Source organism: Allobosea sp. 67-29, assembly GCF_001898115.1.
Classification (GTDB): Bacteria; Pseudomonadota; Alphaproteobacteria; order Rhizobiales; family Beijerinckiaceae; genus Allobosea.
This window is the reverse complement of record NZ_MKSQ01000007.1, coordinates 354,865-368,596: the sequence shown is the minus strand read 5'-3', so window position 1 is coordinate 368,596 and position 13,732 is coordinate 354,865. Positions and strand designations below refer to the sequence as shown.

The following is a 13,732-nucleotide window of genomic DNA, read 5'->3' as shown; positions in this document are numbered from 1 at the left end:
ATATTGCGATGGCAGATCCCGTTTTCTTTCCCTTCGCGACCTCGCTCGATTTCGGCGAGGTCGCAAGCATTTCAGGCGCCTCCCTGCCGGAGGGGGCGGATGCGGCTCGCCGCGTCGAGGGTGCCGCGGCGCTCGAGATGGCCGGCCCGGCCGATCTCGCCTATATGGACAACCCGAAATACGTCGAGGCGCTGGCTGCCACCAAGGCCGGCCTGTGCCTGGTCTCGCCGCGCTTCGCCGACCGCGTACCGGCGGGGACCGTGGCCCTGGTTTCGCCTGCGCCCTACCATGCCTTCGCCCGCGTTCTGGCGCGCTTCTTCCCGGCGGCGCTGCGGCCTGAATCGGTCTTCGCCTCGCAGGGTGTGGCGCCCGGCGCCATCGTGCATGCCACGGCGGTGCTGGAGCCGGGCGTGACGGTCGACCCCGGAGCCGTGATCGGCCCCGGCGCCGAGATCGGAGCAGGCACGGTCGTGGCCTCGCACGCGGTGATCGGCCCGCAGGTCCGTATCGGGCGCAACTGCTCGATCGGCGCCGGCAGCACGATTCAGGCCTCGCTGATCGGCAACCGCGTGATCGTCCATCCCGGGGCCCGCATCGGGCAGGACGGCTTCGGCTTCGCCATGAGCCCGAAGGGCCATATGAAGGTGCCGCAGATCGGGCGGGTGATCGTCCAGGACGATGTCGAGATCGGCGCCAACAGCTGCATCGACCGCGGCGCCAGCCGCGACACGGTGATCGGCGAGGGAACCAAGATCGATAACCTCGTCCAGATCGGCCATAACTGCGTCATCGGCCGCCATTGCGTCATCTGCGCCCAGACCGGGCTGGCGGGCTCCTCGACGCTGGAGGATTTCGTCGTGCTGGGTGGGCAGGTCGGCCTGGCCGGTCATCTGACCGTGGGCGCTGGGGCCCAGGTCGCCGCACAGAGCGGCGTCGCCGGCGATATTCCGCGCGGCGCCCGCTTCGGCGGCTACCCGGCCCAGCCGGCGCTGAGCTGGGCGCGCGAGAGCGCCTGGCTCAAGGCGGCGGTCGCACGACGCGGCCGCAAGGGGGACGCTCCGCAGGAGTGACGAGACCGGACAGGCGGGGCGGCACGGACCTTATCCCCGGAGCGGCCGAGATTTCTGTTGCCGAACCGGCCTCGTTTCCGGCAAAGGGGCGGTCATTGCAAGAAACCAGCCCGGCGCGAAGGATCGGCGGCGCGGCGACAGATCAAACGGCGCGCGGATTGGGCAGGCGCGCCGCAGTTGTGGAGAACAGGGGCGATGAGCGAGCCGACGACGACGCTGGATGTGATCGACATCCAGAAGATCATGGCGTGCATCCCGCATCGCTACCCGTTTCTGCTGGTGGATCGCGTCGTCGAGATCAAGGGCGACGAATCCGGCATCGGCATCAAGAACGTCACCGCCAACGAGCCGCAGTTCACCGGTCATTTTCCCGAGCGGCCGGTCTTTCCGGGGGTGCTGATGATCGAGGGCATGGCGCAGACGGCCGGTGTCCTCGTCGTGAACGCGCGCGGCATCGGCGAGCAGCACGTCAACTCGGTGCTCTTCACCACGATCGACAAGGCGAAGTTCCGCAAGCCGGTGACTCCGGGCGACCAGCTCCGCTTCCATCTCACCAAGCTCGCCCGCCGGCGCAACATCTGGTTCTACCGCGGCGAAGCGAAAGTCGATGGCGTCCTCGTCGCCGAGGCCGAGATTTCGGCCATGGTGTCCTGAGCAGTCCGCGCGCGAGCTAGGTCAAAGAGTTTTCGATGAGTAGCACCATCCACCCCACCGCGATCGTGGACCCCAAGGCGCAGGTCGGGGAGGGGGTCAAGATCGGCCCCTTCTGCCTGGTCGGCCCGGATGTCGTCCTCGGCGCCGGTGTCGAGCTCGTCAGCCATGTCGTGGTCGCCGGGCGCACCACGATCGGCGCACGCGGGCGGATCTTCCCGTTCGCTTCGATCGGTCATCCGCCGCAGGACCTGAAGTACCGGGGCGAGCCCTCGACGCTCACGGTCGGCGATGATTGCATCATCCGCGAGGGCGTGACGATGAATCCCGGAACCGAAGGCGGCGGCATGGCCACCGTCATCGGGAACAGCTGCGCCTTCCTCGCCAATTCGCATGTCGGGCATGATGCGCAGATCGGCAATGGCGTGGTGTTCTCGAACAACGCGATGTGCGCCGGCCATGTCAAGATCGGTAATTTCGTCATCATCGGCGGCGGCGCCGGCCTGCTGCAATTCATCCGGATCGGCGATCACTCCTTCATCGGGGGCGGCGCAGGCGTGACGAGCGATGTCATTCCGTTCGGCCTGGTGCGTGACAACCCGGCGCATCTGGCCGGTCTCAATCTCGTCGGGCTGAAGCGGCGCGGGTTCACCCGCGAGCAGATCCACGAGCTGCGCCGCGCCTACCGGCTGCTTTTCGCCGATGAAGGGACGCTGGCCGAGCGCGTCGAGGATGTCGGGGCGGAGTTTTCGGAGCATCCCCTGATCGACGAGATCCTGAATTTCATCAGGGAAGGCGGCGACAAGCCGCTCTGCACGCCGCGGGATGCCACCGCAGCGGAGCGGTGAGCGCCGATATGCAAGGAGCGGCCCCGATGCGCGGGCCGCTGGCGATGATCGCGGGAAGCGGCGACTACCCGCTTCAGCTCGCCCGCATCGTGACGGGGCATGGCGAGCGCCCCTATATCGTGGCGCTGGACGGCGCGGCCGACCCCGAAGCCTTCGGCGAAGGCGCCGATGTCCGGCGCTATCGCCTCGGCCAGCTCGGCAGTCTGCTCAAGGAACTGCGCCGGCGCGAGATTGCCGATATCGTCATGCTCGGGGCCTTGCCACGGCCGAGCTTCGGCTCGCTGCGGCCCGAGGTCTCGACACTGAAGCACCTGCCGCATTTCGCGAAGGCGTTTCAGGGCGGCGACGACCATCTGCTGCGAGGCGTCGTCCGCTTCTTCGAGATGCAGGGCTTTCGCGTTCACGGGCCGGCGGAGATCGCTCCCGAGATGACGGCGCCGCTTGGGCCGCTGGGCCGCCGGCAGGTGTCGCCGGAGCAGCGCACCGAGCTCGAGCGCGGCTTCGCGTTGCTGGCCGCCCTGTCGCCCTTCGATGTCGGGCAGGCGGCGATCCTGGCCGATCATCGGGTCGTCGCGATCGAAGCTGCCGAAGGCACGGATGCGATGATCCGCCGGGTCGCCGATCTGGTGGCACGCGGGCGCCTCAAGATCGGCAAGGGCGACGGCTTCCTCGTCAAGGTTCCGAAGACGGGCCAGGACCTGCGGGTCGACATGCCGGCCATCGGGCCGGATACGCTGAGGAACATCGCTGAAGCCGGGCTCTCCGGGGTCGGGGTTCGGGCCGGCGAGGTGCTGGTCGGCGACCGGGCCGCGCTCGGCCGCCAGGCGGATGAGCTCGGTCTCTTCGTCGAAGGCTTCGCCTGATGCGCCCCTTCCGCCTGGCCATCATCGCCGGCGAGGCGTCGGGTGACGCCTTGGCCCTGCGCTTCCTGGCCGCGCTGCGGGAGCGACTGGGCGAGCGCCCGCTGGAGCTGCGCGGCGTCGGCGATCATGGCTTGCCGGAGGCGGGGCTGCGGCCGTTCTTTCCCCAAGCCGACATCGCGGTGATGGGCTTCGGCCCGGTGATCGCAAGGCTGCCGCTGCTGCTGCGGCGAATCGAGGATGCGGCGCGCGGCGTCGCCGCCTTCCAGCCGGACCTGCTCCTGACCATCGACAGCCCGGATTTCTGCCTGCGCGTGGCCAAGAAGGTGCGCGCGCGGGCTCCGGGCATTCCGATCGTGCACTGGGTCTGCCCGAGCGTCTGGGCCTGGCGGTCCGGCCGTGCACGCCGGATGGCACCGCATGTCGACCGCATTCTGGCGCTGTTGCCGTTCGAGCCGGCCGCGCTCGCCCGTCTCCATGGACCTGAAACGATCTATGTGGGCCATCCGCTCATGGAGCGGCTCGGCGAATTGCGCCCCGATGAGCTGGAGCAGCAGGCGCGGGATCGGAGCGAGCGGCCGCAGGTCCTGGTTCTGCCGGGCAGCAGGCGGTCGGAAATCCATCACCTGATGCCGGTTTTCGGCGAGGCGGTGGCGCGGGCCGCCGCTGCGCGTCCCGAGGCCCGCTTCATCCTGCCGGCGGTCGAGCGGCTGCAGCCGATCATCGCCGAGGCGGCAGCCCGCTGGCCGGTTGCGCCCGAGCTCGTGGTCGGGGAGGCGGGCAAGCTCGCCGCTTTCCGCTCGGCCCGGGGCGCGCTGGCGGCATCCGGCACGGTGACGCTGGAGCTGGCCCTTTCGGGCGTGCCGACGGTCGCGGCCTATCGGGGAGCGAGCTGGGAGGCGGCCCTGGCCCGGCGGCTCGTCAAGCTCCCGAGCGTCATTTTGCCGAACCTCATCCTCGGGCGGAACATCGTCCCCGAATTCATTCAGGAGCAGGCCACCGCCGACGCCCTGAGCCGGCACATGCTGGAGATATTGGCGCAAGGCCCGGCCCGGCAGGCACAATGCGACGGCTTCGCGGAAGTCGAGACGATCATGCGCTCGGCGGGGCCGAGCCCGGCCGTCAACGCCGTCGAGGCCGCGCTCGCGCTCCTGCCGGCCGGCGAAAGGCCTTAGACCGTCGCGCGTGGCGCCGGGCCAGGTGTCCCGCCCCTGCCGGCCGTCGACGCGTTCCTGCAGCGTGTCCCCGAAAACAGAAAGAGCGCGGGTCATGCCCCGCGCCCTCTTAGCAGCAGTCTCGGCCCTTCGGCTCAGCGGCGGCCGATCGGCGTGTAGTCGCGCTTCGGCGAGCCGGTGTAGAGCTGGCGCGGGCGGCCGATCTTCTGGGACGGATCCTCGATCATCTCCTTCCACTGCGCGATCCAGCCGACGGTGCGCGCGACGGCGAAGAGCACGGTGAACATCGAGGTCGGGAAGCCCATCGCCTTCAGCGTGATGCCCGAATAGAAATCGATGTTCGGATAGAGCTTCTTCTCGATGAAGTACTCGTCCGAGAGCGCGATGCGCTCCAGCTCGACCGCGACGTCGAGGAGCGGGTCGTCCTTGATGCCGAGCTCGTTGAGCACCTCATGCGTGGTCTTCTGCATGATCTTGGCGCGCGGATCGTAGTTCTTGTAGACCCGGTGACCGAAGCCCATCAGGCGGAAGGGGTCATTCTTGTCCTTCGCCTTGGCGATGTACTTCGGGATGTTCTCGACCGTCCCGATCTCCTCGAGCATCTTCAGCGCCGCCTCGTTGGCGCCGCCATGGGCGGGGCCCCAGAGGCAGGCGGTGCCGGCCGCGATGCAGGCGAAGGGGTTGGCGCCCGACGAGCCGGCGAGGCGCACCGTCGAGGTCGAGGCGTTCTGCTCGTGGTCGGCATGCAGGATGAAGATGCGGTCGAGCGCGCGCGACAGCACCGGATTGACCTTGTACTCCTCGGCCGGCACGGCGAAGCACATGCGCAGGAAGTTCGAGGTGTAGTCCAGCGAGTTCAGCGGGTACACGAAGGGCTGGCCGACCGTGTACTTGTAGGCCATCGCGGCCAGCGTCGGCACCTTCGCGATCATCCGCATCGAGGCGATCATGCGCTGCTGCGGGTCGGAGATGTCGGTCGAGTCGTGGTAGAAGGCCGACATCGCGCCGATCGAGCCGACCATCACGGCCATCGGGTGCGCGTCGCGGCGGAAGCCCTGGAAGAAGCGGGCCATCTGCTCGTGCACCATGGTGTGGCGCGTGATCCGGTAGTCGAAATCGGCCTTCTGCGCGGCCGTCGGCAGCTCGCCGTAGAGCAGCAGATAGCAGGTCTCGAGGAAGTCGCCATGCTCGGCGAGCTGCTCGATCGGATAGCCGCGATAGAGCAGGACGCCCGCATCGCCGTCGATATAGGTGATCTGCGACTCGCAGCTCGCCGTCGAGGTGAAGCCGGGGTCGTAGGTGAACATGCCCGTCTGGGCGTAAAGCTTGGCGATGTCGATGACGGCCGGGCCGACCGACCCTTCCTTGATCGCCATGTCGACGGTCTTGTCGCCGACGTGGAGCTGGCTGGTATTTCCGCTCATCGATACCGATCCTTTCAAGGCTCGCTGCTGTTCAGCCGGCGTTTCCGTGCCCCGTCCGCGGCGCTCTGCGGAAGGTGCGTCATCCGAGTGGCCTGACGTGACGAGAGCATGTCAGCGGAAGAGGCAACGGCAATCCATGCGGCTGATGTACAAGCAATATTCGCACGTCGCGTCGTGTTGCGGCGCAATGCACTTGCGCGTCACTAGACCATTTGCCCAGCGCATTCAACCGAGCCGAAAGGCGGCTTGTGCCGCCTCCGGAGCATGGCCTGCCCAAGCGGCAGCAGCCCCCGCCGGGCAGGCGCCGGATCAGGCCTGATCGGCCAGCCGCGCCAGCGTTTCCTCGCGCCCGAGAACCGCCATGACGTCGAACAGCCCAGGCGACATCGCCCGGCCCGTGAGGGCCGCGCGCAGCGGCTGCGCGGCCTGGCCGAGCTTGATGCCGGCTTCCTCGATATAGGCACGGACGGCGGCCTCGAGCGGTGCGGCCGACCAGTCCGCGACGGCGGCGAGCTTTGCGGCGATCGCCGGCAGACGGGCGCGCGCGGCATCGTCGAGCAGACCCTTGGCCTTCTCGTCGAGCTGCAGCGGGCGCGCGGCGTAGAGATAGAAGGCGCTGTCGAGCAACTCGACCAGCGTCTTGGCGCGGTCCTTCAGCCCCGGCATGGCCGCGAGGAACTTCGCCTCCAGCTCGGGCGAAAGCGCGGGGCCGATGCCGCGCGCCGGGCCGATCTCGGGCAGGATCACCTTCAGCGCCTCGAGCAGATCACGATCGCTCGATTGGCGCATGTAGAGCCCGTTGAGGTTCTCCAGCTTGGCGTAGTCGAAGCGGGCCGGCGAGCGGCCGATCGACGAGAGATTGAACAGCTCGATCATCTCCTGCGTCGAGAAGATCTCCTGATCGCCATGGCTCCAGCCGAGGCGCAGCAGGTAGTTGCGCAGCGCCACCGGCAGATAGCCCATCGAGCGATAGGCATCGACGCCGAGCGCGCCGTGGCGTTTCGAGAGCTTGGCGCCGTCGGGGCCGTGGATCAGCGGGATATGCGACATGCTCGGCACGTCCCAGCCGAGCGCGTCGTAGATCTGCGTCTGGCGGGCGGCGTTGGTGAGATGGTCGTCGCCGCGGATGATGTGGGTGACGCCCATGTCGTGATCGTCGACGACGACGGCCAGCATATAGGTCGGCGTTCCGTCCGAGCGCAGCAGCACGAGGTCGTCGAGGTTCTCGTTTTGCCAGACGACGCGGCCCTGGACCTCGTCGTTCACGACCGTCTCGCCGGTCTGCGGGGCCTTCAGCCGGATGACCGGCTTGACGCCGTCCGGCGCCGTGGCCGGATCGCGATCGCGCCAGCGCCCGTCATAGCGCAGCGGCTTGCCCTCGGCGCGCGCCTTCTCGCGCATCTCCTCGAGCTCGGCCGGCGTCGCATAGCAGTAATAGGCCCTGCCGGCCGCGAGCATCTGCTCGGCCACCTCGCGGTGCCTGGCGGCGCGCTGGAACTGATAGACCGTCTGGCCGTCCCAATCGAGGCCGAGCCATTCCAGTCCGTCGAGGATGGCGGCGATGGCGGCGTCGGTCGAGCGTTCCCGATCGGTATCCTCGATGCGCAGCAGCATCTTGCCGCCATGGCGGCGGGCATAGAGCCAGTTGAACAGCGCGGTGCGGGCGCCGCCGATATGGAGGAATCCGGTGGGGGACGGCGCAAAGCGCGTGACGACGGCATTGCTCATGGAAGGCAACTCCAGCCGGGCGGAATTCCGCCCGGGGCGAGACGTGGGAAAGGGCAATGCCATACACCGCGAAGCAGGCATGACAATCGGCGCGCGCCCTGTAACATGGCTTCGCCGGGCGGTTAAGCGCTCAATGCGCAGCCGGCAGGTTTCGAGGGCGGCGCGGCACGGGGCTCGCCGCCAGGGGGCGGTCGCGGGAGGATGGCGAGGCAACCGGCAGCGCCGGGGCGCCGTAGCGCGCTGAGGGCCGTGGCCGGCATCCTGCCGGCGCGCCTGCCTTCCGCCGCGCTCGCAGGCCTGCCCGCCGCCGGCTGGCTCGACTGGCTCCGCGGCCAGCTCGGCGCCGCCTTCCTGACGGAGGCCGAGCGACGCCGGCCGTTCCTCTGGCTGCCGGTGGCGATGGGCTGCGGCATCCTGTTGTATTTTGCGGCGGACCGGGAGCCCGTGCTCTGGGCACCGCTCGGAGGCTTCGCGATCATCGCGGGGCTGGCCGTGGCGTTGCGCGGGCGGCCGGTTGCCGCTGCGCTCTGCATCGCCTTCGCGGCGGCGTTCGCCGGCTTCGCCGCGGGCATCTGGCGCACAGCCGACATCGCGGCGCCGATGCTGGAGCGGCCGCGCATCGGCAGGATCAGCGGCTTCGTCGAAAGCGTCGAGGCTCGCGACGCCGGCGCGCGCCTCGTCCTGCTGGTGACGGACATTGCCGGTCTGCCGGCTGAGAAGCGGCCGAAACGGGTGCGCGTCAACATCCGCAGCGGCACGGTCGCGGCCGGAGACCACATCACCGCGACCGCGCGGCTCCTGCCGCCGCCCGGGCCGGCGCGCGCCGGAGGCTATGATTTCGGGCGCGACGCCTTCTTCCGCGGCCTGGGTGCCGTGGGCAGCATCGCCGGCAAGATCGTGCTCAGCCCGGCACCTGCCGAAAGACCGTGGCGACTTATCCTCGACGTCGCGATCGACAAGGCGCGCAACGGCCTGACCCAGCGCATCGCCGATGTCGGCGGAGGGCAGGGAGGGGCCGTGGCGGCAGCGCTCGTCACCGGCAAGCGCGGCCTCATCACCGAGGCGACCAACAACGACCTGCGCGCTGCCGGGATCTATCACATCGTCTCGATCTCCGGGCTGCACATGGTGCTGGCCGCCGGAACGATCTTCTGGCTGGTGCGGGCCCTGCTGGCCCTGTCGCAGACGCTGGCGCTCGGCTGGCCGGTGAAAAAGACAGCGGCGGTTGCCGCCATGCTCGGGGCCACCGCCTATTGCGTCTTCTCCGGCGGGGACGTCGCCACCGAGCGCTCGCTGATCATGACGCTGGTCATGCTGGGTGCGATCCTCGTCGACCGGGCGGCGCTCAGCATGCGCAACCTCGCGCTCGCGGCGATCATCGTCCTGCTGCGCGAGCCCGATGCCCTGCTCGGCCCGAGCTTCCAGATGTCCTTCGGCGCCGTCGCGGCACTGATCGCCTTCGCCGAGCGCTGGGACAGGCGCGACCGATCGCAGCCGCCCTCGGCCTTGCCCTGGCCGCTGCACACGCTCTGGACCGCCACGCTCGGCATTCTGGTGACGACGATCCTCGCCACGGCCGCCACGGCGCCCTTCGGCGCCTACCATTTCCAGACGTTCAACCCCTTCGGCCTGCTCGGCAATGCCATGGCGCTGCCCTTCGTCTCGCTCTGCGTGATGCCGGCGGCCGTCTTCGGCGTGCTCGCCTATCCGTTCGGGCTGGACTGGCCGGCCTGGGCGCTGATGGGGCTGGCGTCAGAGATCGTGCTGAAGGTGGCGCATTGGGTCGCGGGCATCGAGCATTCGACCGTCTCGGTCGTCGCCTTCGGCCCGGCCGTCCTGCTCTGCTTTGCCCTGTCGCTGCTTTGGCTGACGCTCTGGACGACGTGGCTGCGCTGGCTCGCGGCCGTTCCGCTCGTCCTCGGCGTCGCCTCCGCCGCCAAGCCGGAACGACCTGACATCCTGATCGAGCGCGACGGCGCCGGCCTCGCCATCCGCGGCGGCGACGGCCGCCTCGCCATCGCCGGCCGGCCGAGCCGCTTCGTTATCCAGCAATGGCTCGTGGCCGACGGCGACGGCCGTCCGCCGGAGGACCCGAGTCTGCGCAAGGGCATCGAATGCGACAGCCGCGCCTGCGTCGTCCACGACGCCCGCGGACGCAGCATATCCTATGCCCGCGACCGGGTGGCGATCATCGAGGATTGCCGCCGCGCCGATCTCGTCGTCACCAACATTCCATGGAGCGCGCCCTGCGAGGCCAGACTCGTCGATCGCATGGCCCTGACGCGCGACGGCGCTACCTCCTTCTACTCCACGGTCGGCGGCTGGAGCAGCCGCTCCTCAGAGACCGGCAGCGGCGAGCGGCCATGGAGCCGCCCCAGACCGCCGCCGCCCGAACGGACTCGTCCGAATCGACCGCAAGAGCCCGAGGCCGATAGCAGCGATTCCGAGCGTCTCTAAAGGCCCTCCATGAGCACACGGAAACCGGAGATGCCTCCCGACGCCGCCAGGCGTTCCGCACTCATCCGGCCGCAACGCGCCGTCTCGCCCGGATAAGACGAAAGGCCTCGCGTCCTGGCAAGAATCGCCGCAGACACCCCGGCCCGGCGGCACAACCGCTCAGTAGCGGCGCAGCAGATTGACCAGGCGACCCTGGATCTTGACCCTGTCCGGGCCGAGCACGCGGGTTTCATAGGCGGGATTCGCCGCTTCGAGCGCAATCGAGGAACCGCGCCGCCGCAACCGCTTCAGCGTCGCTTCCTCGTCGTCGATCAGGGCCACGATGATGTCCCCGGTATTGGCGGTGTCCTGCCGCCGGATGATGACGGTATCCCCGTCGAGAATGCCGGCCTCGACCATCGAATCGCCGCGCACCTCGAGCGCGTAATGCTCGCCGGCGCCCAGCATGTCCGGCGGCAGCGACACCGTGTGGCTGCGGCTCTGGATCGCCGAAATCGGCGTACCGGCGGCAATCCGGCCCATCACCGGGATCGCGACCGGGGAGCGGCCGTCGTCCTCGACCGCGGCCGGGCGCGGCTTGGCGAGGCTGGGGTGCGTACCGAGACCGCCCTGCACCACCGCAGGGTTGAAGCGGCGCGGCTGCGGGCCGGCAAGCCCGTCCGGCATCTTGATGACCTCGAGCGCCCGTGCCCGATTCGGCAAGCGGCGGATGAAGCCGCGCTCCTCGAGCGCCATGATCAGCCGATGGATGCCGGATTTCGAGCGCAGGTCGAGCGCGTCCTTCATTTCGTCGAAGGACGGGGGCACGCCGCTTTCGCGCAAGCGTTCCTGGATGAAGCGCAGGAGTTCGTGTTGCTTGCGTGTGAGCATGATCCTCGCCGGCGCCTCGCAGATTCGAAACAAAGCCAGAACACTATAGCTGTTCGCCTTGTGTTCCGCAAGCGGCAGCTAGCGCAATGGCAGGATCCGGCAGGCATCGCCCTGCTTAGCCGGCTTTGCATGTGCCGGCCGGATCGTCAGCGCGCCGGCGCGTGCCAATGTGCCGAGCATCGAAGAGTCCTGCTTGTCGAAGGGCGTCGTCACCCATCCGGCGGGAGTCAGTGCGAGATCGGAGCGGACATAATCCTCGCGCTCATCATTAGCCGGCATATCTTTTCCGAGGATCGCCGGGATCGAGCGATCGCGACCCGGGTCGTGCGTGCCGAGCAGGGCCTCGACCAGCGGCAGCAGGAAGAGGTGGCCGCAGACGATCGAGGAGACGGGATTGCCGGGCAGGCCGAGCACCACCATGCGGTCGAGCCGGCCGGTCATCATCGGCTTGCCGGGCCGCATCGCGATCTTCCAGAAGCCGAGATTCATGCCGGCCCGCTTCAGCGCCTCCTGCACGAGGTCGTGGTCGCCGACCGACGCCCCGCCGAGCGTGATCAGCACGTCGGCATCGGCGGCCCGAGCGGCGCCGATCCGAGCGGCGAGATCGTCGTGGTCGTCGCGCGCGATGCCGAGGTCGAGCGCTTCGCCGCCGGCCTTTTCGACCAGCGCCATCAAGGCGAAGGAATTGGATGCGACGATCTGGTCGGGACCGGCCGGTTCCCCCGGCGCGACCAGTTCGTCGCCGGTGGCGAGGATGGCGACGCGCGGCTTGCGCCGGACCGGCAATCGCGGATGTCCCATCGCGGCGGCGAGGCCGAGTGCGGCGCTGTCGAGCACGCGCCCGGCCATCAGCGGAACGTCGCCTTCGCGAAAATCGAGCCCGGCCGCGCGCACATGCCGGCCCCTGGCGACGGGCTCGCGCACCGTGATGACCGGCCCGCCGACGCCTTCGGCATTCTCCTGCATCAGGACGCTGTCGGCTCCTTCCGGCATCGGTGCGCCGGTGAAGATGCGCACGGCCTCGCCTGAGCCCAGGCTGCCGTCGAAGCGCCGGCCGGCCGCCGATTCGCCGATGACGCGGAGCTGCTGGCCGGCCGCCATGTCGTCGGCACGGACGGCATAGCCATCCATGGCGGCATTGGCGAAGGGCGGCTGGGTGCGCAGCGCCTTCACATCGGCGGCGAGCACGCGCCAGGCGCAGCGCGCCAGTGGCAGGGTTTCGCTGCCGGTCGGCCCCGGGACGCTGTCGAGCAGGGCCTTGAGCGCGACCGGGACCGGAGTGAGAGCCATGTCAGGATGCCTTTTGGGATCGCATCGGGTGCATTCGAAAACGGAAACCCGCTTGTCGGTCCTAGCCCACGGCGTCGTAATCGCCGGATTGCCCGCCGGACTTGTGAATCAGGTGGATATTCTCGATCCGCATGGCCCGGTCCACCGCCTTGACCATGTCGTAGACGGTGAGGCAGGCGACGGAGACGGCGGTCAGCGCCTCCATCTCGACGCCGGTCTGGCCCTTCATCTTCACCTCCGCGCGCACGCGCACGCCCGGCAGGGCCTCGTCGATCTCCAGATCGACCGCGATCTTGCTCAACAGCAGCGGGTGGCAGAGCGGGATCAACTCATGGGTGCGCTTCGCCGCCATGATGCCGGCAAGACGGGCGGTGCCGAGCACGTCGCCCTTCTTGGCGTTGCCGTCGCGCACGATCGCGATGGTCTCGGGCGCCATCACCACCTGGCCTTCGGCGACCGCCATGCGGCTGGTCTCGGCCTTGCCGCCGACATCGACCATATGCGCAGCGCCTTGCGCGTCGAGATGGCTGAGCCGGCTCACGCTGCGGTCTCGCGGACCTTGCCGGTCAGCAGCAGCGAGGTTGCGGCTGCAACATCGGCCTGCCGCATCAGGCTTTCGCCGACGAGGAAGCCGTTGACGCCGACCTTGTTCAGCCGCTGCACGTCGGCATGGGTGAAGATGCCGCTTTCGCCGATGACGATGCGGTCGGCCGGGACACGCGGCGCCAGCCGCTCGGTCACGGCAAGATCGACGTGGAAGCTGCGCAGGTCGCGGTTGTTGATGCCGAGCAGCCGGCTTTCGAGTTCGAGCGCCCGGTCGAGCTCGGCATCGTCATGGACCTCGACGAGCACGTCCATGCCGAGTTCGCGCGCGGTCTCGTTGAGTGCCCGGGCGGTGGCGTCGTCGACGCCGGCCATGATGATCAGGATGCAGTCGGCGCCCCAGGCGCGGGCCTCGTAGACCTGATAGGGATCGTAGAGGAAATCCTTGCGCAGCGCCGGCAGGCCGGAGGCCGCGCGCGCCGCGGTCAGGAATTCGGGGCGGCCCTGGAAGGAGGGTTCGTCGGTCAGGACCGAGAGACAGGCCGCGCCGCCCGCCGCATAGGCGCGTGCAAGCGAGGGCGGGTCGAAATCGGCGCGGATCAGGCCCTTGGACGGGCTCGCCTTCTTGATCTCGGCAATCAGCGCCGGCGTCCCGGCGGCGATCCTGGTTGCGAGCGCAGCGGCAAAGCCGCGCGGCCGGTCCGCCGCGCGAGCGCGCCTCTCGATCTCGGCCGGCGGTACAGCCGCCTTTGCGGCGGCGATCTCCTGCCGCTTATAGGCTTCGATCTTCGCGAGGATATCGGTCATTCGACCAGC

12 protein-coding genes are annotated in these 13,732 nt (G+C 69.0%); 6 read left to right on the top strand and 6 right to left on the bottom strand.

What is annotated here, in order from left to right:
- Positions 1 to 8: 8 nt before the first annotated feature.
- The 5 genes from lpxD (at position 9) to lpxB (ending at position 4,604) form a co-directional block, all read left to right on the top strand.
- A complete protein-coding gene (lpxD, locus tag BGO20_RS05440) occupies positions 9 to 1,070 on the top strand; it encodes a UDP-3-O-(3-hydroxymyristoyl)glucosamine N-acyltransferase (protein WP_291662067.1) in 1,062 nt (353 codons plus the stop codon).
- A 195-nt stretch (positions 1,071 to 1,265) separates the two neighbouring features.
- Positions 1,266 to 1,724 (top strand): 3-hydroxyacyl-ACP dehydratase FabZ, encoded by a 459-nt coding sequence (fabZ, locus tag BGO20_RS05435; protein WP_291662068.1) that lies wholly within the window; start codon positions 1,266 to 1,268, stop codon positions 1,722 to 1,724.
- A gap of 35 nt (positions 1,725 to 1,759) precedes the next feature.
- The gene (lpxA, locus tag BGO20_RS05430; RefSeq protein ID WP_291662069.1) at positions 1,760 to 2,569 is read left to right on the top strand and encodes an acyl-ACP--UDP-N-acetylglucosamine O-acyltransferase; all 810 of its coding nucleotides are present in this window, start codon (positions 1,760 to 1,762) and stop codon (positions 2,567 to 2,569) included.
- Between the two features lie 26 nt (positions 2,570 to 2,595).
- Positions 2,596 to 3,432 carry an LpxI family protein gene (locus tag BGO20_RS05425; RefSeq protein ID WP_291662070.1) on the top strand — a complete coding sequence of 279 codons (837 nt, stop codon included), beginning with the start codon at positions 2,596 to 2,598 and terminating at the stop codon, positions 3,430 to 3,432.
- Positions 3,432 to 4,604 (top strand): lipid-A-disaccharide synthase, encoded by a 1,173-nt coding sequence (gene lpxB / locus BGO20_RS05420; protein ID WP_291662071.1) that lies wholly within the window; start codon positions 3,432 to 3,434, stop codon positions 4,602 to 4,604. The genes BGO20_RS05425 and lpxB overlap by 1 nt, the downstream gene beginning before the upstream one ends.
- Before the next feature lie 134 nt (positions 4,605 to 4,738).
- On the opposite strand, the gene gltA is transcribed toward lpxB, so the two are convergent.
- Positions 4,739 to 6,028: a citrate synthase gene (gene gltA, locus BGO20_RS05415; protein ID WP_291662072.1), complete on the bottom strand. Its 1,290-nt coding sequence runs from the start codon at positions 6,026 to 6,028 to the stop codon at positions 4,739 to 4,741.
- Between the two features lie 309 nt (positions 6,029 to 6,337).
- Positions 6,338 to 7,756: a glutamate--tRNA ligase gene (gene gltX / locus BGO20_RS05410; RefSeq protein ID WP_291662074.1), complete on the bottom strand. Its 1,419-nt coding sequence runs from the start codon at positions 7,754 to 7,756 to the stop codon at positions 6,338 to 6,340.
- Between the two features lie 249 nt (positions 7,757 to 8,005).
- Between gltX and BGO20_RS05405 the strand changes: the two genes are divergently transcribed.
- Positions 8,006 to 10,213, top strand: coding sequence for a ComEC/Rec2 family competence protein (locus BGO20_RS05405; protein ID WP_291662076.1), 2,208 nt, complete (start codon positions 8,006 to 8,008; stop codon positions 10,211 to 10,213).
- Between the two features lie 159 nt (positions 10,214 to 10,372).
- On the opposite strand, the gene lexA is transcribed toward BGO20_RS05405, so the two are convergent.
- The 4 genes from lexA to trpC all read right to left on the bottom strand — a co-directional run bounded on the left by lexA (position 10,373) and on the right by trpC (position 13,723).
- The gene (lexA, locus tag BGO20_RS05400) at positions 10,373 to 11,083 is read right to left on the bottom strand and encodes a transcriptional repressor LexA (protein ID WP_291662078.1); all 711 of its coding nucleotides are present in this window, start codon (positions 11,081 to 11,083) and stop codon (positions 10,373 to 10,375) included.
- 78 nt (positions 11,084 to 11,161) lie between these two features.
- Positions 11,162 to 12,373 carry a molybdopterin molybdotransferase MoeA gene (locus tag BGO20_RS05395; RefSeq protein ID WP_291662079.1) on the bottom strand — a complete coding sequence of 404 codons (1,212 nt, stop codon included), beginning with the start codon at positions 12,371 to 12,373 and terminating at the stop codon, positions 11,162 to 11,164.
- 61 nt (positions 12,374 to 12,434) lie between these two features.
- A complete protein-coding gene (gene moaC, locus BGO20_RS05390) occupies positions 12,435 to 12,914 on the bottom strand; it encodes a cyclic pyranopterin monophosphate synthase MoaC (RefSeq protein WP_291662080.1) in 480 nt (159 codons plus the stop codon).
- On the bottom strand, positions 12,911 to 13,723 hold the full coding sequence (gene trpC / locus BGO20_RS05385; RefSeq protein ID WP_291662081.1) for an indole-3-glycerol phosphate synthase TrpC: 813 nt from the start codon (positions 13,721 to 13,723) through the stop codon (positions 12,911 to 12,913). The genes moaC and trpC overlap by 4 nt, the downstream gene beginning before the upstream one ends.
- Between the last annotated feature and the right edge of the window lie 9 nt (positions 13,724 to 13,732).

What these genes read in the sequence shown, in the direction of transcription:
- BGO20_RS05425 (WP_291662070.1), top strand. Translation starts at nt 2,596, where the DNA reads ATGCGCGGGCCGCTGGCGATGATCGCGGGAAGCGGCGACTACCCGCTT.
- gltX (WP_291662074.1), bottom strand. Translation starts at nt 7,756, where the DNA reads ATGAGCAATGCCGTCGTCACGCGCTTTGCGCCGTCCCCCACCGGATTC.
- fabZ (WP_291662068.1), top strand. Translation starts at nt 1,266, where the DNA reads ATGAGCGAGCCGACGACGACGCTGGATGTGATCGACATCCAGAAGATC.
- gltA (WP_291662072.1), bottom strand. Translation starts at nt 6,028, where the DNA reads ATGAGCGGAAATACCAGCCAGCTCCACGTCGGCGACAAGACCGTCGAC.
- lexA (WP_291662078.1), bottom strand. Translation starts at nt 11,083, where the DNA reads ATGCTCACACGCAAGCAACACGAACTCCTGCGCTTCATCCAGGAACGC.
- lpxA (WP_291662069.1), top strand. Translation starts at nt 1,760, where the DNA reads ATGAGTAGCACCATCCACCCCACCGCGATCGTGGACCCCAAGGCGCAG.
- lpxD (WP_291662067.1), top strand. Translation starts at nt 9, where the DNA reads ATGGCAGATCCCGTTTTCTTTCCCTTCGCGACCTCGCTCGATTTCGGC.
- lpxB (WP_291662071.1), top strand. Translation starts at nt 3,432, where the DNA reads ATGCGCCCCTTCCGCCTGGCCATCATCGCCGGCGAGGCGTCGGGTGAC.
- BGO20_RS05395 (WP_291662079.1), bottom strand. Translation starts at nt 12,373, where the DNA reads ATGGCTCTCACTCCGGTCCCGGTCGCGCTCAAGGCCCTGCTCGACAGC.
- trpC (WP_291662081.1), bottom strand. Translation starts at nt 13,723, where the DNA reads ATGACCGATATCCTCGCGAAGATCGAAGCCTATAAGCGGCAGGAGATC.